The sequence below is a fragment of the Sphingomonas sp. RS2018 genome (genome assembly GCF_054489605.1).
In genome coordinates, this window is sequence record NZ_JBTMWL010000003.1 from 1 (window position 1) to 22,674 (window position 22,674).

21 protein-coding genes are annotated in these 22,674 nt (G+C 65.7%); 9 read left to right on the forward strand and 12 right to left on the reverse strand.

Annotated features, from left to right (window positions below):
• The first annotated feature begins 157 nt into the window (after positions 1 to 157).
• A complete protein-coding gene (locus tag ACX40P_RS09250; protein WP_459126052.1) occupies positions 158 to 481 on the forward strand; it encodes a hypothetical protein in 324 nt (107 codons plus the stop codon).
• Positions 460 to 798: a hypothetical protein gene (locus ACX40P_RS09255; protein WP_459126053.1), complete on the forward strand. Its 339-nt coding sequence runs from the start codon at positions 460 to 462 to the stop codon at positions 796 to 798. Before ACX40P_RS09250 ends, ACX40P_RS09255 begins: the two co-directional genes overlap by 22 nt.
• A gap of 36 nt (positions 799 to 834) precedes the next feature.
• Here ACX40P_RS09255 and ACX40P_RS09260 read toward each other — a convergent pair whose 3' ends face one another.
• The 3 genes from ACX40P_RS09260 to ACX40P_RS09270 all read right to left on the reverse strand — a co-directional run bounded on the left by ACX40P_RS09260 (position 835) and on the right by ACX40P_RS09270 (position 2,846).
• Positions 835 to 1,329 (reverse strand): Imm8 family immunity protein, encoded by a 495-nt coding sequence (locus ACX40P_RS09260; protein ID WP_459126054.1) that lies wholly within the window; start codon positions 1,327 to 1,329, stop codon positions 835 to 837.
• A gap of 590 nt (positions 1,330 to 1,919) precedes the next feature.
• Positions 1,920 to 2,318 carry a VOC family protein gene (locus ACX40P_RS09265; protein ID WP_459126055.1) on the reverse strand — a complete coding sequence of 133 codons (399 nt, stop codon included), beginning with the start codon at positions 2,316 to 2,318 and terminating at the stop codon, positions 1,920 to 1,922.
• A gap of 183 nt (positions 2,319 to 2,501) precedes the next feature.
• Entirely contained in the window at positions 2,502 to 2,846 is a 345-nt protein-coding gene (locus tag ACX40P_RS09270) for a hypothetical protein (RefSeq protein ID WP_459126056.1), read from the reverse strand.
• A gap of 166 nt (positions 2,847 to 3,012) precedes the next feature.
• Here ACX40P_RS09270 and ACX40P_RS09275 point away from each other — a divergent pair, with 166 nt between their 5' ends.
• Positions 3,013 to 3,246, forward strand: a complete 234-nt coding sequence (locus ACX40P_RS09275) for a hypothetical protein (RefSeq protein WP_459126057.1) — start codon at positions 3,013 to 3,015, stop codon at positions 3,244 to 3,246.
• Between the two features lie 1,547 nt (positions 3,247 to 4,793).
• Here the strand turns inward: ACX40P_RS09275 and ACX40P_RS09280 are convergent.
• A complete protein-coding gene (locus tag ACX40P_RS09280) occupies positions 4,794 to 5,333 on the reverse strand; it encodes a PEPxxWA-CTERM sorting domain-containing protein (protein WP_459126058.1) in 540 nt (179 codons plus the stop codon).
• A 286-nt stretch (positions 5,334 to 5,619) separates the two neighbouring features.
• Between ACX40P_RS09280 and ACX40P_RS09285 the strand changes: the two genes are divergently transcribed.
• Positions 5,620 to 5,805 carry a hypothetical protein gene (locus ACX40P_RS09285; RefSeq protein ID WP_459126059.1) on the forward strand — a complete coding sequence of 62 codons (186 nt, stop codon included), beginning with the start codon at positions 5,620 to 5,622 and terminating at the stop codon, positions 5,803 to 5,805.
• Between the two features lie 615 nt (positions 5,806 to 6,420).
• Here the strand turns inward: ACX40P_RS09285 and ACX40P_RS09290 are convergent.
• From ACX40P_RS09290 to ACX40P_RS09300, 3 genes are read right to left on the reverse strand one after another with little or no spacing between them, the layout of a single operon-like run.
• Positions 6,421 to 7,680, reverse strand: coding sequence for a DUF3526 domain-containing protein (locus ACX40P_RS09290; RefSeq protein ID WP_459126060.1), 1,260 nt, complete (start codon positions 7,678 to 7,680; stop codon positions 6,421 to 6,423).
• Positions 7,677 to 9,116, reverse strand: a complete 1,440-nt coding sequence (locus ACX40P_RS09295; protein WP_459126061.1) for an ABC transporter permease — start codon at positions 9,114 to 9,116, stop codon at positions 7,677 to 7,679. The genes ACX40P_RS09290 and ACX40P_RS09295 overlap by 4 nt, the downstream gene beginning before the upstream one ends.
• Positions 9,113 to 9,844: an ABC transporter ATP-binding protein gene (locus ACX40P_RS09300; protein WP_459126062.1), complete on the reverse strand. Its 732-nt coding sequence runs from the start codon at positions 9,842 to 9,844 to the stop codon at positions 9,113 to 9,115. The genes ACX40P_RS09295 and ACX40P_RS09300 overlap by 4 nt, the downstream gene beginning before the upstream one ends.
• 154 nt (positions 9,845 to 9,998) lie before the next feature.
• On the opposite strand from ACX40P_RS09300, the gene ACX40P_RS09305 reads away from it, so the two are divergent.
• Together ACX40P_RS09305 and ACX40P_RS09310 are read left to right on the forward strand one after the other, a co-directional pair.
• On the forward strand, positions 9,999 to 12,137 hold the full coding sequence (locus ACX40P_RS09305) for a TonB-dependent siderophore receptor (protein ID WP_459126063.1): 2,139 nt from the start codon (positions 9,999 to 10,001) through the stop codon (positions 12,135 to 12,137).
• On the forward strand, positions 12,134 to 12,256 hold the full coding sequence (locus ACX40P_RS09310) for a hypothetical protein (protein ID WP_459126064.1): 123 nt from the start codon (positions 12,134 to 12,136) through the stop codon (positions 12,254 to 12,256). Before ACX40P_RS09305 ends, ACX40P_RS09310 begins: the two co-directional genes overlap by 4 nt.
• An 84-nt stretch (positions 12,257 to 12,340) precedes the next feature.
• On the opposite strand, the gene cas2 is transcribed toward ACX40P_RS09310, so the two are convergent.
• The 4 genes from cas2 to ACX40P_RS09330 form a co-directional block, all read right to left on the reverse strand.
• A complete protein-coding gene (gene cas2 / locus ACX40P_RS09315; protein ID WP_459126065.1) occupies positions 12,341 to 12,685 on the reverse strand; it encodes a CRISPR-associated endonuclease Cas2 in 345 nt (114 codons plus the stop codon).
• Positions 12,686 to 12,692: 7 nt separating this feature from the next.
• Positions 12,693 to 13,616, reverse strand: a complete 924-nt coding sequence (gene cas1, locus ACX40P_RS09320) for a type II CRISPR-associated endonuclease Cas1 (protein WP_459126066.1) — start codon at positions 13,614 to 13,616, stop codon at positions 12,693 to 12,695.
• A gap of 2 nt (positions 13,617 to 13,618) precedes the next feature.
• Positions 13,619 to 14,143 carry a hypothetical protein gene (locus tag ACX40P_RS09325; protein ID WP_459126067.1) on the reverse strand — a complete coding sequence of 175 codons (525 nt, stop codon included), beginning with the start codon at positions 14,141 to 14,143 and terminating at the stop codon, positions 13,619 to 13,621.
• Positions 14,144 to 14,419: 276 nt separating this feature from the next.
• Positions 14,420 to 17,044: a class I SAM-dependent DNA methyltransferase gene (locus ACX40P_RS09330; RefSeq protein WP_459126068.1), complete on the reverse strand. Its 2,625-nt coding sequence runs from the start codon at positions 17,042 to 17,044 to the stop codon at positions 14,420 to 14,422.
• A gap of 6 nt (positions 17,045 to 17,050) precedes the next feature.
• Between ACX40P_RS09330 and ACX40P_RS09335 the strand changes: the two genes are divergently transcribed.
• Entirely contained in the window at positions 17,051 to 17,359 is a 309-nt protein-coding gene (locus ACX40P_RS09335) for a hypothetical protein (RefSeq protein WP_459126069.1), read from the forward strand.
• A 221-nt stretch (positions 17,360 to 17,580) separates the two neighbouring features.
• Here ACX40P_RS09335 and ACX40P_RS09340 read toward each other — a convergent pair whose 3' ends face one another.
• Entirely contained in the window at positions 17,581 to 20,448 is a 2,868-nt protein-coding gene (locus tag ACX40P_RS09340) for a M16 family metallopeptidase (RefSeq protein ID WP_459126070.1), read from the reverse strand.
• 132 nt (positions 20,449 to 20,580) lie between these two features.
• Between ACX40P_RS09340 and ACX40P_RS09345 the strand changes: the two genes are divergently transcribed.
• Both ACX40P_RS09345 and ACX40P_RS09350 read left to right on the forward strand, forming a co-directional pair.
• The gene (locus ACX40P_RS09345) at positions 20,581 to 21,408 is read left to right on the forward strand and encodes an exonuclease domain-containing protein (RefSeq protein ID WP_459126071.1); all 828 of its coding nucleotides are present in this window, start codon (positions 20,581 to 20,583) and stop codon (positions 21,406 to 21,408) included.
• Between the two features lie 119 nt (positions 21,409 to 21,527).
• Positions 21,528 to 22,607 (forward strand): metallophosphoesterase, encoded by a 1,080-nt coding sequence (locus ACX40P_RS09350; RefSeq protein ID WP_459126072.1) that lies wholly within the window; start codon positions 21,528 to 21,530, stop codon positions 22,605 to 22,607.
• Positions 22,608 to 22,674: the final 67 nt, after the last annotated feature.

Sequence of the window (22,674 nt, forward strand, 5' to 3'; positions counted from 1 at the left end):
GTGAGCCGGGACAATGCAGACATGCCGCCGTTGTAGCGTTCAACGGAACGTCCGCAATTGGGCGTTAGCGTTCGTTCGCCGAACGGCGGAGCAAAACGTCGCAGTCAGCTGAGAAGCTAACATTGCGCCAGACACTCAGACGGGGCAGCATCAAAGCATGGATCACCCGGAAGCGCAGTTCATCGTCGAGGTCACGGCGGACGATGAGATTATCTGCCGCGCAGCCAAGCGGCAGGATCAGTGCATTAGGATGACTGATCTTGCTTCGGTCTATGTCGAGACAAACGACAGCGGACCTTGGGGAGCGGACGTTTGGTGGCTGCTGAACGACGCCGCCGAACAGACATGCGTGGCGTTCCCGCAGCTGGCGACCGGCGAGGAGGCAGTCCTCAAACGGTTGCGACGGCTCCCAGGCTTTGAGGTGCGGGGTATGAATTCGGGCGAGAGCGCCCGGTTCATGTGCTGGCCGACGCCCGCATGACGATCGACAAAGCCGCGTTGTTTGAAGCAACGAGGGCGCTCTGGCCGCACAGTGTCCGGGTGAGCGATCCGAACGAGGCCCATGAGATATACCGGGCACTCGAGCACGCTTTTCCGCAGGATGACGACTGGCGGCAGCTGGCGCTGTGGTCCTTTCACCAAGCGCTGGGCGGCTATGAAAAGTGTGCTATCGCAAAAGGACTGCCGCGCGTTGATCCGTGCGATGTCACGTTCGCCGAGTTTGATAGGTGGATGCGTTGGAACCTGAACGGAGACGACTGCTGGTTGGACCGGCGAGCGGAATACGAGAGCGCTTAATTCCACTGAACGTGAGCATGTGGTGAAAGCGCACATTCAAGGGCGGTAGTCGTCAAACTCCCAATGTGACCAGCGTGCCAGCTTGCCGGCGACCGTGGGCCAGTCGTCTCCCGACGCCTGAGCTACGCGCGTGCGGACGTAGTCCTCAATGCGGCAAGGATCGTAACGCCGCGCTATGAGCAGGAACCGTCCGCTGATAATCGCCCGGCCATCTAGTTCCGCCGCCAGCCACTCCGGCGAACACACATCGAAGTCGAAGGACTCCTCGCCCGGCAAACCTGCTGGGCCAACCAGCGCTCGAAGGGAGACACAGAAGGCAACACCCTCCGGTCGCACGCTGTCGAGTGGCTCGTGATCAATCGTCATCAAGGCTCGAAGTGCAGCGTTCATCCTACCTTGTCGTGGCATTCGGGAATGTCCGCAACTGGGCGTTTGCCGCCTGTGCGCTTTTGGACTGGCGGAATTGAGGTCGGAACGACCAGAAATGGTGGTAAGCGGACATTCGCGACGACCGGGCCACCAATGTCGCATTCTGGCGCAAGGCGGAGGCAGCTGCGTAGCTTACAATCCCGCTTGCGGCTTGACGTATGGGCTACCTAGCGGGCGCATTTGGAAAAATTGGTGGTTTGTCACCCAACGCATCGCGCAGGCGAAAGCACCTGACGGCCTAGGCGGCCCTTCAGGTAGGGCCAAGATCACCATGTTGATCCCCGACTGTGAAACAACCGGCGGCCTAATGTATCCGCACTTCCGCGCGGCGGATGCGAGTTCAGAGACGTGCGCCTTAGAGCCTACGAATGAGACCGATGGCGGCAAAGGGTTTGTAAGAGGGTCGGCTAAAGCGATCAACAGTGCGAATATTAGCATTCGGGCTTCTCCACGGCTCCCCGTTCAGAAGCACCATTATTTCGCGTGGAAAACAAGACGTAGGCAGGTAGGATGCGCATATTCCGCCATATTCGCAACCTCTCCAATGTCCGCTATTGGGGCGTTAGGGGTTGGTCCGGTGTTGGCATCGCCGGCCAGGCCCGCAACCGACCGACAATGGGTGGAAAGCGGACACTCGCGCGATCGCAAAATCCGGGTCCGCTAGGATCAAAAGCGGACCCGTGTCGGACAGATCAGGCAGGAAAATGAATTCCGCATAGTTTGTTGCCATCTGGGTCGCGAAAATAGGCAAGTTCGACTGTCCCCAGCGATGCCGTGTTACGCGGGCCGGGCGGGGCTTCGATCGAGGTGCCGCCGTTGGCGACTGCGGTATCATAAAGCTGCTTCACTTGTTCAGGCGAGTTGCACGAAAAGGCGACGGTACTGCCGTTGGCGACGCTCGCCGGTTCGTCGTTAATCGGCTGGCTGACGATGAAGTTGGTTCCGTTGCCATTATTATAGATCAGCCGTGTATGGCCGCTGTCGGCGATGTTCCGCGCCCCTTCGCCTGCCCCCAAAGTGGCGAGCACCGTGTCGTAGAAGCGCTTCGACCGTTCAATGTCGTTCGATCCGACCATGGTGTGAAAAAGCATGCGGGCTCTCCTTGAGGCTGATCGACTTCCGATCGCCACTAGCCTTCTCACCTAACCGGCCCGTAGGACGCGGTCACCCCCGGGTCGTCGAAATGTCCGCAATTGGGGCGTTAGCGGACGTCTGTCTCGGCTTGGCTGGGCTGGTCAGCGGGCTCTTTCTCGACGGCATCCCTCGGGTGCCAATCAGTACATTGGGACTGCACACTCCAAAAACTCTATCAACCGACTTACCGGATTGTATTGAACTTGAATAGCACGGCAGTTTTCTGCCGCAACTGCTGGATAATCATGAAACAGCACCCAGCGTCGATGGCCAGGCTGCAAGTCAGCTAAAGCGGGACACGGGACGTTTTGTGTTCTGCCATCATGTTGAATCACCGTACATCCGTAATCGGCAGGTCGCTTTTCTTCGATCTCGGTCGTGTACGCGCCATGCACCTTCCCGTCTTGCTCAGTATAATATCGAGCATATTTGGAAAGCGGCAGCGAGCCATCGGGCATCACGAGCTTTGCCTCTATTTCGTCCATCAGCCTTCGCTGCCGATTCTCTTCTGGAGAGGTGCAGGCGGCAAAGGGTACAAATAAAAGTAGGCTAGCGAACCTCATGCAGCGATGCGTCCCACAAGTCTGCTATGTCCGCAATTGGGCGTTAGCGAACATTGGCGACAACGCTTGATGGTGACATGATCGACGCATGTGCAACCGCTATCGCATGTCGGCCGGGCAAGTCGATCTCGCGCGTCGTTATGGCATCGAAGTGCCGTACCCGCCCGACTTAAGCATCCCCCCAACAGAACTGTTCCCGAAGACGCTGTCGTGGGTGGTGCGAGCGCTGAATGGCGCGCGCATCCTCGACACGATGGCCTGGGGCGTGCCGACGCAGGTGCCGGGCAAGCGGATCGACAAGATAATGCTATTGATGCAATAATAGATGTGCCAGTTGTTGATACTGCACCGTACGATAACTGAATGAGTGAACTTTAAGGAGAAGTTCAATGTTTGCATCTTTGTTTTTAGCGGCGCAGGCTATTTCGACGAGTGGAGCGTTCTTTTTTTCTCCGTATATTGTCGTCGACGTCGGGAGAAACATGGAGAGAGCGTTCGGCGCCGTTGTGTCTGAGCTGAAAGTTTGCGACGATGGGGCTATTAGATGTTTGGATGGTCGCTATGTAAGATTGGCTTGGCCATCTTCAGCTTCGACTTTGAGGGTTGGCGATCGCTTTTCGGCAGGAAAGATCACTAGTGAGGTGATCGGTATGTACAGCGATAGGCGACACTTACATGTTCGACCTGTCTATGTTCTATATACCCCTGCTGTTCGTAACGTGGTGTACGGGGTGTCAGATGGTTGCCTGGTCTCGATTATTATACAAACCGGTGAATCTGGAACGATTCTCGATATTGTCAGATCTAAAGATTTTTTTAGGAAGGTATCTGATGGAAAAGTTGATAGTTCCGTTGCGGTTATAAATCGCTTAGTTTCTTTCTCGGCTCCTGGCGGATGCGCTAACTGATCGGATTTGTTATAGTAAGTTGAGAGAGTTGCCGGTCAGCCGAGCTACCTTTTAGTTTGCTGATTGGGGTTGGCTTATGACGCTCACTGAGCGGGACCGAACTCACGTCGGCCCTTATATTCCTGGTACTTTGCCGAATTGTGGCGTATAACGTGGTACCACTCTGTTTCTGCGCGCAAGGTGCCGATTGCATTGACGCCGGGCAAGGTCGAGTTGGGCGTTTAGGATCCGTAGGTCCTTCACTGGCCGCACACTGGCGAAGACGCCGCGCCGATGGTCCGCTCGACTGTAGACCTCGCCTTCCTGCAGCTGGTCACTAGATCGAATGTCCGCAAAGTTAGGTTATGTGCACCTTGGACCCAGCCAGTGGGATTGCCGCAATTCGCCATTTAAGATGCAATAGAGTACCACCGTATAGCACGAGCGCGGAGCGATGGTGGCAGTGATACGAGCGAGGCGGCTTCGCGGGGCGCAGGACCCGCAGGAATGTAGGTATCGCGCAGGTCCGATAATGCGACAGACCCAGCCCAAAGTGCGTTCGCAAGGAAGCATTCGATTGTTGAAGCTAGTGCAACTTGGGAGGTCTTTGGGTAAGGCGAAGGAAGGATTGCGGCATTATGGCTAAGTACCTGATTTAAAACAAAAGACTTCGCGTGGTCAGAGGCCTTCGTAATGCGGGGGTCACAGGTTCGAGTCCTGTAGGCGGCACCATCATTTTACAGCAGACACGGCGAAAACGGACTGGCGAACCTTCGTCATGACGTTGCAGTAGAGCTGCGGGTTACGCCGGACGATGCGGCGCTCTATTTTCGCAAGAAGGCGACGGGCTTCAAGGGAAGCGGCTCTCGACGCGCCTGTACGCGGCAACGAGTCCGTGATCGACGAGTCGGGCGCCTGACAAGGCGAAGCCGCCGACCTTTCGATCGACGGCTTTCTTAACCCAACTCGAAGGGTGCCCCAATCAGGCGAAGCGGATACGCGTCGTGACAGTCGAGCGACGACGCATTGCGAAGCCGATACCGCCGAAGCCGAGCATCATCATCGCCCAGGTCGCAGGCTCGGGAACGGCGGTGGTCACCGCAGCGACCGGTGTAAACGTCAGACCCGCAAAGCCATCCAATGAAAGTGCGTATCGGCCAGTATTGTAGTTATACAGCTGCGACGCATTGCCGTTGTTGGCGTTGTTGAGGTCGATATAGGTGCCGAAGGTGGTCTGGGTCGAAAATCCAAGATTGGCGGCCGTGACGATGCCTGCATTGGAAACAGTGAACGCGTTATTGGTGACGGAAATCGCATTGGTCAGCAAATTCTTGTTCAGCGAGCCGGTATCGATGGTGCCGCTCGGTGCGCTGACAATGTAGATCTCGGACGCCGCGACGTTCGTGCCGGTCGTGTTGAAGATCAGCTTGCCGTTCACGATGCCGGGCGCGGTGCCGTAGGTGCCGTTGAACGAAAAGTTCACCGTGACGGCGGCAGCTGCGCTGTTGGCGACCGTGAACATGCCACTCGCGGCCAGCGCCGCGATAAGAAACTTCTTCATTTGGAAAACCCCCCAAGGCGTCGCGATTGTCGCTCGCCGTTGGCCCGTTCGTTAACGTGTCATTCACCGTAAACCAGTGTTACTCCTTACAATTATCAATTATTTCGAAGTGTACGTCGTTCTAGCAGCTCAATGGCGTGCCCAGCCTGGTCACCGGCATCCGACAAAGAGCGCGCTGTGTCTCAGATCGGGACAGGCCCGCTGCCAACTGTCGGAACTACGCCGCCTGCCGGCTCTTGAGCCGCCCATGCTCGACGACAACGAAAAGAACGCCGCGTTCGTCACGGCGCGGGAGATGGTGGACAGACATGGGCGCCGGGCACGGCAGCTTGTCGTGGATGAGATCGTGCGGGCCATAAAGGATCACGACATCGACAAAGCCAAGCGCTGGGACGTCGTCGCGCAAAAGGTCGATCGGCTGCTCGCGGCCTGAGCCGGTGCCGCGGCGCACCCGAGCCAGCATCGACACAAATACACCCCACCAGCGGTTCGGAGGCGCCGCGACGATTATCCGTTTACAGGCAACGCGTTAACGCATCCGCTACGCTGTCGCGGTGATCGTTACGTCGGGGGGGTGCGGTGGCCCTCAAAGTCCCAGCGGCTCGATCAGCAACTCAGGCTCCCGCGTCGACAGCTCGTACTTACAGCGCGCACCCTGTCCGATGCGGGTGTTCATCCGGAGCAAGCCCTCCACCGGCTGAATGGAACACGGCAAGGCTGGCAGGTAGATCAGCCGGTGACACCATCGGCACTCGTTACCTCCCGCTGCGCCGGGCGGTGTTGTCCAAGGCAGGCTCTCGTCCCGATACGCCATTCGCTCTCTCCCCCAGGCCGCCTTGCGCGGTCGGTGGTAATACGCGCGAAACGGCTTGGCGGGGCCGTAGGATCGACAGCAATGCAGCTATCGCGCAGGTCCGATCATGCGCCAAGTTCAGCTAAAGGCGCGGTCGCTGGGAAGCCCAGCAGCGGCGCTGCCCTTTCGTCATCTGCAAGCTCGGTGACCGACGGAACAGCGTGGTGGCTCACCGCCCGCGCCGCAACCAGCCCATCATTCCTTTTCCGGTGCGAACCGCGGTGCCTTTGCGAAGTCGGCGGCGGCGAAGGGGCGGTCGGCGAACAGATAGCCATAGTAGAACTGACGCAGGCTGCGGTGGAACGCGCGGATGCGGTCGCGATAGGCGAGCTGCGCATGGAGGTCGGTGTCCGCGAGGCGGGTCAGTGCCGCCTGCACGCCGACAGGTGGCAACAGCCAGCCCAGCCTCTCCGCCGCTTCGGCGCGCCGCTCCAGCCCCGCGCGATAGGCGGCGACCTGCGGCGCGACGGCGGCGTCGCCATTCTGATGGAAGGCGAAGTACCATTTGTAATGGAACGTCGCGGGCAGCGGCGCCGACGTCGCCCATGCCGGATTGGCGGCGTAGAAGCGCCGCATCGTGTCCTCGCGCGGGATGTCCCAGGCGCGGTTTACCGTCTCGCGCTGGGCGAGCGCGATCTCTGCGCCCTGCACGATCGGCACCGCGCGGTTGATCGCGATATGGGCGAGGGTCGGCACGACGAGCATGATCGTCAGCCACGCGGCGGCGAGCGTCGCGGCATTGGCGACCGAACTCCAGCCGAGCCGCGCGACGATCGTCGCAAGCGCGATCCAGAACATGGAGTATGCGCCGGCGATCAGCAGCACGAGACCGATGGTCCCGGCGCCGACATTCGATAGCAATGCCCCGACCGAAAAGGGCAATCCCGTCGCCGCGATCAGCAGGGCGAGACGCAACGCCGCGCGCCGCCGCATCACCGCGCCGGCGCCGCCGGGCAGCGCGCCCAGCATCCGCGCACGGCCCGCCTCGCGCTCTCCGGAGACGAGATCGTGGAACAGCGCGATCACGAACAGCGGCAGCAGGAAGACGAGCACGAACGAAAAGTCGAAGCGGCCGGGCAGGGCCAGTTCCGGGTTGAAGGTGTCGCCGTCGTAGATTTGCGCCTCCAGCCCCAATGCGCGCACCCGCAGGATGTACGGCGAGACGTCGCGCATCCCGAGCGCCGCGAAGGCGAGCGGCGACGGCGCATCCCAGGTCGGGTGGAAGGTGTAATAGGCGGCGCTGCCCGCATCCTTCTTCTCGTCGACCCATTGGGCGATGGCGGCGACGTCCTCCGCCTGTGCCGGCGCGATCTGCGCGATGGCGGCGCGCTGGCGAGCCACCTCCGCCATGCCTGTCACGACCGCCGTGGCGCTGAGCACCGCCAGCAGCACCAGCGCGGCGACCGCGAGGCGGCTGCGGCGAAGCAGCAGCCATTCGTAACGCCAGCGGATCATCGGCGATCTCCCAGACGACGGGTCGCGAGCGTCAGCGCGGCCGATGCGACGAGCAGCCACAGCAGGATCACGCCGAAGCCCGGCAGTGCGGCAAGCGCCAGTGTCGGTCCGTCCGCCGCGACGAAGGCGAAGCGCGGCATCGCGGTCCAGTTGGTGGCATCGACCCGCTTGCGCCGGTCTGCGCCCGGATCCGCCGACGTGTCGTCGGCATAGCGCACACTATCGGCCTGCAGCCGGTTGAGCCGCTGCACCAGATCGTAGCGATAGGACTCCGCCTGATCGAGGAAGCGGCGGTGCCCGGCAAGATCGGTGCCCGCCGCCGCCATCGACAGCGCGCGGAGCGCGATTGCGGGGCTGACGATGCCGGCGATATCGACCAGTGCCGTCTGGCGTCCCTGCGCGGCGAAGCTGTCGCGGGCGTAAGAGTCGAACAGACCGGAGGTGATCCGCTCACCCTCCACGGCCAGCAGCCCCTTGTAGTTGACCGGCAGGTCTTCGATCCGGCTGACCCCGTACCGCGCCAGCGTCGCGCGTTTGAAGGCGGCGAAGGTGGGATCGTCCGCGTTGTGACTGTCGCCCAGCCGGCGCAGATCGCGGGCGATGGCGACATCGGTTTGCAGACGGTTGGCCAGCGGCACCGCTGCGCCAGCGACATCGGGGGCCACCCGCGGCAACAGCACCACGGTCGCCGACCACAGCGCGAGCAGCACCAACAGCGCGTCGCGCGAGCGCTTTGCCCGCGTCGAGACGAGCACCACCAGCACCGCCCACAGCGCAAGATAGGCGGCGTAGCCCGCGGCGATTGCCAGCATCGGCAACAAGCCCGCGCCGGGCTGGCCGGCGATCAGCGCGAACCCGGTCATCGCTGGCAGCCCGACCAGCGCGGCGACGAGCGCGAGTGCGGCGAGCTTGCCGCGCACGATCGCACCGCGGCTGGCGCCTTGCACCAGCAACGGTCGCAGCGTGCCGCGTTCCCGCTCGCGCGCGACCGCGCCGAAGCCGAGGAAGATCAGCAGCAACGGCGCCACCGACTGGAGCACGAACGCCGGAGTGAGCTGGCCGAAGCGGACCAGCAGCGAGCTTTGCTGGACGTCGCCGAAATTGGCGGTGTTCTGACGATGCCCCTCCAGGAACATGCTGCTGCCGGTGAACGCGTCGACGCCGGGATCGAAGGCAGCGAGCGGCCCCAGTGGCCGATAGATGAAGTGGCCGTAGTGGACGACGCGGTGCGGATGGCGGTCCGGCTGCGCATCGAACGCGGCGGTCGCCGCCGCCTGCTGGCGCATGCGCGCGTCCGCGATCGCGCGCTGGTTGCTCCAGGCGGTCAGCGCGGCGACCAACGTCAGCACCACCAGCAGCACGATCGCGACCGCGGCGACGCGGTTGCGCGCCATCAGCCGCAGTTCGTCCATCGCGACGAGGCGCGTGGCGCTCATGCCGCCACCTCGCCTGCGAACCGCGCGTGAAGCGCGCGCACGTCGAACCGCTCTGGCCCTGTCGCCACCGTCTCGTCGACGATGCGGCCTCCGTCGAGGAAGCCGATCCGGTCCGCGAGGTTGGCGGCGGAGAGCAGGTCGTGGGTGACCATCAGCACCGCCGTCCCGCGGTCGCGCACCTGGTGGAGCAGGCGGTGGAAGTCCGCGGTCGCGGCCGGATCAAGCCCCGACGTTGGCTCGTCGAGCAGCAGCACCGGCACCGCGCGCAGCAGCGCGACCGCGATCGCCACCTTCTGCCGCATCCCCTTGGAATAGCCCGACAGACGGCGGTCCCACGCCTCGCGCTGGAGCCCGACGGCAGCCAATGCTTCGCCGATCGCGGCATGGTCGTGGATTTCGCCCGAGAGCGCGAGGAGGTAGTCGGCGTTCTCCCTGCCGGTCAGATGGTCGTAAAGCGCGACATTCTCCGGCAGGTAGGCGATACGCCGCCGGGCCCGATCGGGATCGGCGGCGGGATCGATGCCGTCGACCGCGACGACGCCATGGTCCGCCGCGACGAAGCCGAGCAGCACCGACAGCGTGGTCGACTTGCCCGCACCGTTGCCACCGAGCAGCGCATAGATCTCGCCGGGCGCGATCGTCAGCGAGAGCGCACGCAGCACTGTCTGCGCGCCGTACGAGACGCCGACGGTGTCGAGCAGGATCGCGGACGCGACGGTAGATGACATGGATATCCTCAGGTGATTGCAGCGGAGCACGGGTCTTGAAACCGATCGACCGCAAAAGGTCAATAGATATGTTGTAACATTTCATTGACTCGCTACTTCATTGCAGTCAGTGGCGTGCAACATTGCATCATTGGTGCTGTCCAATCGGGGGATCATGCTTTCATCATTCGCACGCCTGCTGGCGGCGGCGGCGGCGCTGTGTGGCGTGCCGGCCGCTGCGCTCGCCCAGACTGTGCCGGGCGGCGGCCCGGCGGCTGACGATGTCACCGCTCCATCGACGGAGGCCTCGGCCTCGGACGAAATCTTCGTCACCGGCGCGCGGGCTGCCAGCGCCAGCATCAACGGGCTGGTCGTCGATCCGCTGCTGCTGCCGCAGAACGTCCGCCTGCTCGACGACGCGCTGATCTCCGACGCCGGCTTTACCGACCTTTCGCAGCTGTTCGATCTCGCGGGCGGCATGGCGCGCCAGAACAGCTTCGGCGGCGCGTGGGAGGCCTATGCGATCCGCGGCTTCTCTGGCGATATCAATCAGGGCCCCGATCTGCTCGTCAATCGCTTCACCGCCAACCGCGGCTTCAACGCGCGGCGCGATGTCGCGACGGTGGAAGGCTTCCAAGTGCTGAAAGGGCCCGCGTCCGCCCTGTCCGGAAAGGGCGAGCCGGGCGGATCGATCAACGTCGTCACCAAGGCACCGCTCGACCGTTTCCACGCGGGTGGCGAGCTAGCCTATGCGAGCTTCGCCACCGGGCGCGGCACCTTCGACGTCGGCGGACCCATAACCGCCGGACTGAGCGCGCGCGTGATCGGCGTCTATCAGGCCGGCGACAGCTTTCGCGACCATGTGAAGAACGACCGATTGCTGATCGCGCCATCGGTCGCGTGGCGGCTGACCGACTCGCTGCGGCTGCTGTACCAGCTGGAATACAACCTCGTGCACTTCACCCACGATCGCGGCCTCGTCGCGGTCGACGGCAATGGCAAGGCGCTCCCGCGGTCGCGCTTCCTGGGCGAGCCGAACGACGGCCTGATGACCCAGCGCACGGCGCAACATCAGGCGACACTCTACGCGACCCTCGCGCCCGACGTGACGCTGGAAGCGGGCGTCCAGTATCGCGACGGTCGCCTGTCGGGACAGTCGACGCACAACAGCCTGCTCGTCGGTACGAAGCTGCGCCGCCAGCTGCGCATCCACGACTACGATTGGCAGGATACGTCCGCGCGGCTGGAGCTGAGCGCGCGGCCGACCACCCTCGGCATCGATCATCAGCTGCGTATCGGTACCGACGCCTATCACTATGACCAGCGCCGCATCTTCTATCGCTTCAGCCCGACCGCGGCGAACCCCTATGCGATCGATGTGTTCGATCCGGTCTATGGCCAGCCCAAGCCGGTCGCCACGCTGAACCAGAACCTGCTGGAGAAGCTCGACGGGCAGAGCGTCTATGCGCAGGATTTGCTGACCCTAGGGCGCCGCGTGTCGCTGTTGCTCGGCGTGCGCCACGACTGGGTGCAGCAGGATGTCGTCAATTACCGCACCGGGGTCACGTCGCGACAGACGCCGCAGTCGACGAACCCGCGCGCCGCGCTGACGATCGCGCCGATCGAGCAGCTGTCGCTCTACGCCAGCTGGGGGCGCTCGTTCCGCTTCAACCAGGGCACCGATGCCGCCGGCCGCGCCTTCGATCCGGAGCGCGGGCAAACGTGGGAGGGCGGCGTCAAATACGCGCTGTTCGGGAAGCGGCTGACGGGCGCCGTGTCGCTGTTCCGGATCGACAAGGCCAATGTCCTCATCAACGATCCCGTTCCCGCCAACAGCGGCTTCTCGATCGCCGCGGGGCAGGCGCGGAGCGAAGGCGTCGAGGCGGACGCGAACCTCGCGCTCGGCCGGCGGCTGACGCTTACCGTGGTCTACGCCTATACCGACGCGCGGATGACGCGGAATGCGAGCCAGCCGGCGCTGGTCGGCAATTCCCTGCTCAACATCCCGCGGCACAGCGGCGCGCTCCACGCCTTCTGGCGCTCACGCGGCGACGAGGCCGGCTCGGTCGGCCTGGGCGGCGGCATCACCTATGTCGGCAGCCGGCCCGGCGACGATGCGGTGCCGGGCTTCCGCCTGCGCGGCTACGTCACCGGCCGCGCCAACCTATCGTACCGGCTGACCCCCGGCGTCACCGCGCATCTGGACGTCGAGAACATCGCCAACGCCTATTACCTCGACAGTTCGTTCAGCACGGTGTGGATCACCCCCGGCGCGTCGCGGACAATCCGCGGGCGCATCGCGCTGGCGCTGTGAGGCGGTTCGCCGGAGCGCTGTTCGCCGCCGGCGCCGCGTGGAGCGACCCGGCGGCGGCGCAGCGCCCGCAGGAGGACACGGTGCGCGTCGAGCGACTGCCGCTGGACCACGGTGTCTGATGGTCTATTCTGGATCTGCGGTTATCTCGTTGAATGGAAAACGAGATAACCGCATCCTATCGCATCCATAACAACCGCGAATCATCAAAACAGCGCGAGCTGGGCGGGGTTTCTGCGCTGACGTCGGCGGCGCTGGCCTGAGAAGCGGACGATGTTTTCATACTGCTTGTCGGTAAACGTGAGGATGTGGACGTCGCCGCGATCGGGTAGGTGCGCCGCGATTCGTCGCTGGTCCGCTTCGAACTGCTCTTTCCCGTTGCAGAAGCGGGCGTAGACCGAAAACTGGCTCTTCTCGAAGCCCTCGTCGAGCAGGAACTCGCGAAACTTCGTCGCTGCGCGGGCCTGCTCCTGCGTCATCACGGGCAGATTGAACATCACGAAGATCCACATCAGGCGGTATCCGCTGAGCTGCGTCGTGCCGAACCGCATCGCCGGGTCACGCCAACAGGGCGTCCAGCCCGGCCAATTCGATCGGCGAGGGCTGGGTGGGCAGCACCAGGTCGGCGGCGCGCCCGCTTTGGAAACTTGCCGCAAGGGTCTGTGCCGCACGGCCTGCGGCGGCGGCGACCGTGGTGGTGCCGTTCTCCCCGGCGAGATCGACCGCGATCATCCCGGCATAGGCGCGCTTCGCCTCGGGGGTGACGGTGTCGATCCCGCGCGCGAGCAGCCGGATCGTGAGCGCGTCGGCGAGAGGGCGGAATGGTTCGATCAGATCATCGGCCAGTGCGAAGGCGTTGCCGCGGTTGGCATGATGGACGCCGATCGAGGGATGAAGACCGGCAGCGACGACCGCCCGGGCGCACAGGCTGCGCAGAATCGCATAGCCGTAGTTGAGCATCGCGTTGGCGCCGGCGGCGTCGCGATCGCGGCGGAAATCCGCCCCCATCAACAGCGGCCAGTAGCGCCGGGCCGCCTGCGCCTCGACATTGTCGGGATCGCCCGACCCGACCCGGCGGGCGAGCAGGTCGAAGGCGTCCGCCGGACGACCGTTGGCGGCGAGCACCGCGGCCTGCCAGCGGATCTTGGCGACGACCAGCCGCCGCCAGAGCTGCTTGGCGAGGGGACGGCAAGCTTTCCATTGCGCGCTCATCCGGCCGTTCTGCGCGTGGTGGCCGTCGAGCGGCAGGCACACCGCGACCGGCGCGTGATTGCTGCCGCACAGCAGCAGGATCGCACCACGCTCCGCCAGCGCCACGACCAGGTTGGTCGACCAGGTGACGCCGTGCGCGTGGACGATCACCGCGGCGATGTCGTCGAGCGGGACGCGGCCGACCTCCTCGAGCTGGTGCGACACGATCAGGAAGCCGCGATAGGCGGACAGGTGACGATCGTCGGTGGCGATATCGACGATCCGGTCCATTCCTATCCGGCGGGGTTCGGTCGCGTCCTGCGCACCGCGGTGCGCGCCGGAAAGCCGGGATCGCGGACGCGACCGAGCGGATCGACGTCCACCTTCCGCGCGCGCCACGCCTTCAGCGTATTGGGTGACGGATAGAGATATTTGAACGGATCACCCTTGTCGGCGTCGCGTGCCTTGAGCGCGCCGGCTTCGTTCGGGGCGGCGACGGCGAACTGCTTTTCGGAGAATTTGACGATCCGAACCAGCTCGCGATCCCCGGCGACGCGTTCGATCGCGAGGATGTCGTCGCGGTGCAGGCGCATCATGCATTTGGCGGCCGGATGCGGCCGCGCGCGCTCCCCGGGCTGATGCGCATCGAACATCGACACGACGTCGGATCTCCATTTGCCGTCCGGCATCTGCCAGACATCGTACCTGTAGTTGGAATCGCCCTTGTAGCCCTTGTAGATGCGTCTGTTTCGGTCGCGGATCGGGATGACGTTCAGCGGCTCGCGAGCCCATGGCGACGATGCGTTCGGGATCGCCATCGGCATTCAACGCCACCGCCGCCCAGCCGAGCGAGTTGGTCCCAAGATCGATACCGAGCCGCCAGCGCATTGTCATTCTCCCCTGCGGTCGATCGTCGATGTGCCGGGCATCGTCGTCAATCCTCATCCATACCGGGCCGGTGCGATCGGGCATTGACGATCTCCGGCGTCGCGCACAGAATAGGCTTTCAGAGACCGTGGTCTGGCGACTAACAAGTGGCTAGTCCGCACCAAATAAGGCCAGCGCCACGGCGCTGGCCTTTGGTTTCCGCTACCTCACGCCACCCGCCGCAGCCGATAGCCGCCCCCCTCCACGGCGACATGCCCGAGGCGCGCCAGCGCGGTCAGTGTTGCCTCGATACGTGGCACGAGCCGGCCGGCGCGATCGTAGCGGGCGGCGATCGCGCCGGCGGTCAGGGTGTCGCCGCTGCGCAGGTCGGCGAGCACGGCGGCGGTCTGGCCGATCGCGTCGCGGGGGAAGGCGGGTTTTCGCGCGCGGGGCTGCACCAGCGGCGCTTCGATCTGCTCCGCGCGGGCGGTCGCGAGCGTCTCGATCCCGGCGCGGGCGAGCTGATAGTCGGGACGCAGCCAGCGGACCGTGCCGCGCCGCTCTTCGTCCGCCCGTTCGGCATTCAGCGCGACGAGGCGCGCGATCATCGCCTCGTCCGTCAATTCGGCCGGCCAGCCATAGGCGGCCAGCACCGCAGCATCGATCTGGCGGTGGAGTTCGGCGATCACGTCGACCCGCCCGCGCCGCCGCTGGTCCTGCCCGACCATGTCGAGGGTCGCGTTCGACGCCACCTGATCGCGCAGATTGTAGAGCGTGGTAAGCGTCAGGTCGCCGTGTTCGGCCAGCACCGCCTTGCGATGATCGTCGAGCTCCTCGGCGAGATCGGCGATGCGCGACCGGTCCGAAGCGGTCGCATCCGGCAGCGGGAAAGGGTCGAAAACCTGCGACTTCGAATAGCGTGGGCGTTCCTCCAGCGTGCCGCCGGCGACGGCCGACCAGAGGCCGTGTGGACGGGAACTGAGCACGCCCAACGCAAAGGCGTCGTCGCTCGCCACGCAGACGAGCATGTTGTCGGGCAGGATCGACGCGTCGAGGAACTGGAAGACTCGGTGCTTCGCGGTCTCGATCGTAGCGATGTAGCGTGACAGGCCGGCGAGCGCGGGACGTAACACCGTTCGCGGCTTGCCGAATATCCACCAGCTATCGAGATAGGCTTGGGCGTCCTGGGTCGGCGAACGGTCGAATTGATGTTGGCGGTCGGGTTTCACGGTGCGCAGAAGGTGGCCGTACACTTCGGGAAATCGCTGTCGTACGTCGCGTTCGTCCAATCCGAACAGGTCGATGACCATCAGACCGCGCGCCCTTCCGGCTAGATCGCGACCGTTGCGATAGGGGCGGATATGCCGTTCCAATCCCGCACGCGTGCCGAGGCCGAGGTGTGTTGCCTCGGCCAGACTGACGAGGAAGCCGGCGCCGTGCAGCGACATGCCGCGCGAACTCAGCCCGGAATTGGCGCGAAGCGGTCGCAGGTTTGTGACATCGGCGCCCACGGTCAGATCGGCATGGATCGAACCCGTCGCGGCGCTCAGCGCGATGTGGGGCTGGTCGCTGTCCAGCGCCGCCTCCGACGTCACCGCGTAGACGGTGCCTTCGCCCGCGCCCGGCGCGACCACCGTCATCGCGATGCGGACGGCCGCGGCGTCGGGCTCTGCCTTCGTCCAGGGATGGTCGCCGATCGCCATCGCCAGATGGACCGGTGCCGCCGCATCGAGATGGCGGGCGATCACGCGGCGGCTGAACGTCTGCGTGATCGAATTGGTAGTGACGAAGCCGAACCGCTTCAGCCGCGTGCCCCGCTCGGTCAGCAGTTCGGCGGCCCGGTTCCACCAGAACATCACCAGGTCGGCCGAGCGGTTGACCCGCGGATGGGTCTTCCACAACGCCTTGGTATAGCCCTCGCCAAGCCGGGCGCGCAAATCCTTGCCGCCGATGAAGGGCGGGTTGCCGACGATATAGTCCGCCTCGGGCCAATCGGCGCGCCGCACCGTTCCGCCATCGTCCGTCATCAGCAGCGCGTCCTGCGTGCGGATGTTGCCGAAACGGCGCAGGACCGGATCGGCGATCGCGCCGCCGCCCTTCAGATGCCACTGGAGATAGCCGATCCACAGCACCAGTTCGGCGATGGCGGCTGCGCGCGGATTGATCTCGATCCCCAGGAAATTGCCCGGATCGACGGTGCGGTCGTTGAGCGCGAGCGCTTCCTCGCCGCCCAGCGCCGCCAATGTCTCCAACACTTCGCCCTCGAGCTGCTTCATCAGTTCGAGCGCGACATAGAGGAAATTGCCGGTGCCACACGCCGGGTCGAGTACCCGCGTGGCGGCCAGCCGGCCCTGAAAGTCGCGCACCGCGGCGATTGCCGCGGGCAAATTGTCGGTCCGCTCGCGCTCGACCGTGCCGAGCACGACGCTCTCCCATTCGGTGCGCAGCGGTGCGATGATCGTCGCGACCACCAGCCGTTCGACATAGGCGCGCGGCGTGTAGTGCGCCCCCAGCCGACGACGCTCTCCGGCGTCGAGCGCCTGTTCGAGCAGCGCGCCGAAGATCGCCGGTTCGACATCGGTCCACAGGTGCCGGGCGGCGGCATGGAGTTCGCCGATCTCTTCGCGGGCGAGCGGTAGCGCGGCGGCATCCGCGAACAGCCCGCCGTTGAAATGGCGCACGTCGTAGCGCAGCGCGGTCGAATAGCCGCCGCTCGCCATTGCGCGCCACAGCTCCTCCAGCATCGGCGCGAAGCCGCGCGGATCGTCGATCGCGTCGCGCAGCATCGCCGTGAAGCTGCCGGTGCGCAGCAGGCGGACGTCCTCGGCGAACATCGTGAACAGGCAGCGCATCAGGAAATGCGCGACGGCTTCCGCGGCATGGCCGCGCTTCTCCAGCGCCTTGCTGACGGTCGCCAGGCGCGTGGCGATGTCGCGCGTGACCTCGGCCGAGCGTCGGGCGGGGTCCAGGCCGTGCGGGTCCAGCCAGACGGCGCACAGACGCGCGCGAACCGCGGGATCGTGCAGGTCGTCGAGATAGATCCGGAAGCCCGCACGATCCGGGAACTGGCGGTAATTCTTTCCCTGCCCGGAGAAGTCGGCGAAGAATTCCAGACAATGGCCGACGTCGCAGACGATCAGGAAGGGCGGCCAGCCACGTCACGGTGACGGGACGCGGGGCGGACTGCGCGCCGGCCAGCGACGGCAGGGTCAGGGCGGCGAGGAACAGCGAACGTGACGGCAGGGGCAATACGGCATCCTCCAACGACGGGCGTCGGCCGCCCCGGCACCGTTCAAACGGGTTGCACCCCGCGTGGCAAGCGCGTGTTTGAACACTGGCGGTACCTCGTTGCGCCGCTATCCTCTGTTGCAGGCAACCGCCCTGGCCATCATCGCGCCGCTTTGGGTACCAGCGCCGGATTGCCGAGATCGATCGCATCGGCGCGGATCAGTTCGAGGTCGGGGCGGATCGCGCGGAGGCGGTCGACGAACAGTTTCGCATCGCCGACCACTACGATGTTGGCGTTCGCGCCCGCCACGCCCGACTGCGCCGCCGCCATCGCGCCGGCCGGGGTGACCGCATCGATCCGGGCGGTGAGGCGCGCCGCCTCGCTGGCGGGCAGGCCCTGCTGGATCAGGCTGGCGATCGTGAGACCAAGGCCGCGGCTGGTCTCGGCGGAGCGGCTGAGCCCGCCGGACAGGAACGTCTTGCGCTTGTCGACCGTCGCCGCATCCAGCGGCTCGCGGCCGAGCCGGTCGAGCTCGGCAAGGAATATCTGCACGACTTCGGGCGCGCTCTCGTTCTTGGTCTGCGTGGTCGCGGTAAGCAGACCGTCGTCGGCGCGCGCGGTCACGGCGCTGTAGGCGCCGTAGGACAGCGCCCGTTTGACGCGAACCTCCTGGAACAGCCGGCCGTTCGAGCCGGCGCCGAGCACCGCATTCGCGACCTGCAGATCGAACCAGCGCGGATCGGCGCGATCGACGCCACGCACCGCCGCGGCGACGGCGGCCTGGCCCGCGCCGGGCATGTCGATCACCACCAGCCGGGGCTTCGACGGCTGGCCGGCGCGTGCGACGGGAAGCGCGGGCGGGGTGCCGGTGACGCGCCAGTCGCCGAACAGCTGTTCGCCCAGCTGGCGGGCGGCGGCAGGATCGATCCCGCCGGTGACGACCAGCGTCGCCAGCTCCGGCCGCCACCAGCGGGCATGCGCGGCGGCGAGTTCGTCGCGCGTGATCGCCGCGACGCTCGTTGGCGTCGTCACCGCGCCATAGGGGGCGGCGCCATAGCTGATCGGCTGGAGCGCCATGCCCGCGAGCGCACCCGGGTTCTTGAGCGCGACCTGCAAGCCGTCCAGCGCCTGACGACGGCGGCGTTCGACCTCATCGGCGGGGATGGAGGCGTTGCGCACCACGTCGGCCAACACCGCGCCGGCCTGCGCCAGCGTGGCGACGGGGCCGGTGACGCTGACGACGGTGCCGTCGGGGCCGGCCTGCGCATCAAGTCGGGCACCGAGCGCCTCGATCTGCGCAGCGATCTGCTCGGCGGTGCGGGTCTTCGTCCCCTGCGTCGCCACATCGGCAAGCAGCGCGGCGAGGCCGGCGCGGTCGCGCGGATCGGTCGCGCCGCCGCCCTTCAACACCAGCGCCATCGTCGCGACCGGCACCGCGCCGGTGCGCGCGGCGACGACGCCCAGGCCGTTGGCGAGCTTGCCCTCGACGATCGCGGGCGGCGTGACCGGCAATGCGGTGCCCGGTGGCGGCGGTGCCTGACGGCTGCTCTCGGGCGCCAGCGCGAGCGGGGGGCGGGTCGCGGCGGGGACCGAGGCCCATGTCGGCATCGGTATCGGGTTCGTCCAGCTGTCTGCCGCTCCGGTCGGCCGCTGCTTTTCGTCGAGGTAGCGGATGTCGACCCGCGCTTCCGGCTTCAGATACAGGCGCGCCACGCGCTGCACGTCGGCGGCGGTGACCTTGCCGACCCGCTCCAGCCGGCGGTCGAGCGCGCGCGGGTCGCCGGTGCGGACCAGCGCCTCGCCGATCGCGAAGGCGCGGCCGTCGAACGTCTCGCGCTCGCGCAGCGCGGCGGCGAGGATCTCGTTCTTCGCTTCGGCCAGTTCGGCGGCGGTGATCGGCTCGTCGCGGATGCGCGCGATCTCGGCGGCGAGCGCCGGCTCGGCCTCGGCGACGGTGTGGCCGCTCGCCAGTGTCACGCTTGGCGCGAAGAAGCCGCCGTCCTCGACGTCCTGCAGCTGGACGCCGACCGAAGCCGCGATCTGGCTGCCGCGCACCAGCGCCTTGTACAGCCGGGAGTTGTCGCCGCTCGACAGCACCGCATCGAGCACTTGCAGCGCGGCGAGATCGGGATGCGCGGCACCGGGAATGCGCCAGGATGACGTGACCATCGCCAGCGGCACGTTGGGCGCATAGGCGGTGACGGTGCGCGGCGTGGTGCGCGCCGCCTCGGTCGCGGTGATCTTCAATGGGATCGGGTTCGTCCGGCGCGGGATGGCGGCGAAATAGCGGTCGACCAAAGTATCGAGCTGTCGCGGGTCGAAGTTGCCCGAGACGATCAGCGTGGCGGTATCGGGGCCGTAGAAGGCTTCGTGAAATGCACGGGCGTCACCTAACGTCGCGGCATCGAGCTGTTCCAGGCTGCCGATCCCGGAGCGGCGCATCGGCAACGTGTCGTAGCTGTTCTCGTCCAGCACCAGCCGCAACCGGCCATAGGGCGGGGCGAGCACGCGCTGGCGGAATTCCTCCTTCACGACGTTGCGCTCGGTTTCGAACACCTGCTCGTCGACCACCGGGCGCGCCATGCGCTCGGCATGGGTCCACAGCATCGTCTCGAGATACTGGGCCGGCACGATCTCGTAATAGTTGGTGCGATCGAACCAGGTCGACGCGTTGCGCTGACCGCCGACATCCTCGGTCAGCTTGTTGATCGCATTGTAGGGCATGTTGACGGTCTTGCGCGACAGGATGTGCTCGAAGAGATGCGCAAAGCCCGAGCGGCCCTGCGGGTCGTGCTTGGAACCGACATCGTACCAGACCTGCGTCGTGACGTTCGGGGTCGAGGTGTCGCGGATGGCGATCACGCGCAGCCCGTTGGCGAGCGTCCGCTCGGTGAAGGCGACCGGCGGCACGACGATCGCCGCCGCGCCGGCGGCGGGGGCACTCGCGCGGCGCTGCGCGATGGCGGGTGCCAGCATGGTGCCGGCCAGCAGGGCGGTGATGCCGATGTGGCGCAGAATGAGGGACATCGCGGGAATCCTAAACCAAGCAGATCGAACGGCATAGCAAGCGGGTTGCCGCCGCGCCGTCAAGGACGATGCACGACGATGCGTCATGCGAAGGCTGTCCGAACGCACGTGGAAGCTGATAGGGGCATCGCGATGACGATAAGCGCCGACCTGCCCGATTTCGTGGTGATCGATGTCGAGACCGCCTGCGCGCGCGTCAGCAGCATCTGTCAGGTCGGGATCGTCGGGTTTCGCGACGGCCGCGAGGTCTTCGCCTGGGAGACGCTGCTCGATCCGTGCGACGAGTTCCACGCGATGAACACCCACATTCACGGCATCGCCGCGCATCATGTCGTCGGGCAGCCGACGTTCGCGCATGTCCATTACGAGATCGACCGGCATCTGGCTGGCCGAGTGACAGTGGCGCATTCCTATTTCGACAAAGGCGCGCTGGCCGCCGCGTGCAGGGTCCATGATCGCGCGATGATCGAGACGACGTGGCTCGACAGCGTGCGCGTGGCGAAGCGGGCGTGGCCGGACCTCGCCAATCACAAGCTGGGCGGGCTGGCGCGGTATCTCGGCATTCCGCATCGCCACCACGATGCGCTAAGCGACGCTCGCGCAGCGGGTTGGGTGATCGTGAAGGCGATCGACCATACCGGCCTGTCGCTCGCCGACTGGATGGCGCCGCCGCGCAAGGCGGGGCCGGCACCGCGTGCGGCGCCCGACGGGCTGTTGCGGGGCGAGCGCGTGGTGATCGTCGGCGAGCCGCGCGACGGGCCGCTGGCCCATGCCGTCGCCGGGCGCGGCGGTGTCGTCCGCTCGGCGGTCGGCAGCACGACGACGATGGTGGTGCTCGCCAATGCCGGGCCGCTGGTGCGGAACGATCCGCAGCTACGCAAGGCGCAGGCGGCGCGACTGGGCGGTCAGCCGATCAGGATCGTCGCCGCAGAGGCATTGGTGGGAATGCCGGCGACATGAAAGACGGCGGCGGAGCTTTGTCGATGCCGGGGGTTTGGAGCATGTCCACCGCGCGCCTGCGACCCTGATTTCGGAGACGAACGATCTTCCATCTGTTTTTCAGCCTGCCCGGTCTGCTGGTGATCGCCCGGTTCATCTGGCCGCTCAGCCTGCCGACATCGGTGAAGATCGTGCTTGCGATCGCGGTGCTGGTGGCGTCGCAATATCATCTGTGGAGCCGGCTGTCGTCGGGGTCGGTCTTCTCGCCCGAGTTTCCCTTCGCGGTCGTCGTGCTGTTCAACTGGGCGTTCGGCACGGTCGTGTTGCTGGCGGTGCTGCAACTGGCGCTCGATATCGGCACGCTGCTGGCGATGATCGTCCACCGCGGCGCCGCGCCGCCCGATGGCGTTCGCTACCTGATCGGCGCTACGGCAGCGCTGTTGGCGGCGGTGGGCGTGTTCCAGGCGGTGCGGGTGCCGCCGGTGAAGGACATCGAGGTCCGGATCGCCGGACTGCCGCCGCAGTTCGATGGCTATACGCTGATCCAGCTGACCGATCTCCATATCAGCCGTTTGTTTCCGCAGCGCTGGACGCGCGCGGTGGTGGATCGCTCCAACGCGCTGGCGCCCGACCTGATCGTCGTCACGGGCGACTTCATCGACGGTACGCTCGATAGACGACGCGGTGACGTCGAGCCGCTGCGCGACCTTCAAGCGCGCGACGGCGTGCTCTTCATTCCGGGCAATCACGAATATTTCTTCGGGTACGACGCGTGGATGCGGCACCTGTCCGCCATGGGCATGCGCGCGCTGGAGAACCGGCATGCGATCGTCGAGCGCGGGCAGGGGCGGCTGGTGATCGCCGGGGTCACCGACCTGACCGCGCCCGGCACCGGTCATTCCGGCCCCGATCTGGCGGCGGCACTGCGCGGGGCACCGGCGGGTGTGCCGATCATTCTGCTCGATCATCAGCCGAAGAATGCGCGTGCCGCCGATCCTTACGGTGTCGCGCTGCAACTGTCCGGCCATACGCACGGCGGCATGATCCGCGGCCTCGACCGCATCGTCGCGCGCGCCAACGGCGGCTTCGTCTCGGGCCGCTATCAGGTAGGCGCAATGCAGCTCTACGTGAACAACGGGACCGCGCTGTGGCCCGGTTTCGCGCTGCGGCTGGGCCGCCCGTCCGAGCTGACGCGGATCACGCTGCGACCCGGACCATAGAGTGTATCGTCACGGCCGACGGCAAGGGAGGGACATTTGCGTGCCGACGCTCGTTCCCGGTCTGCCG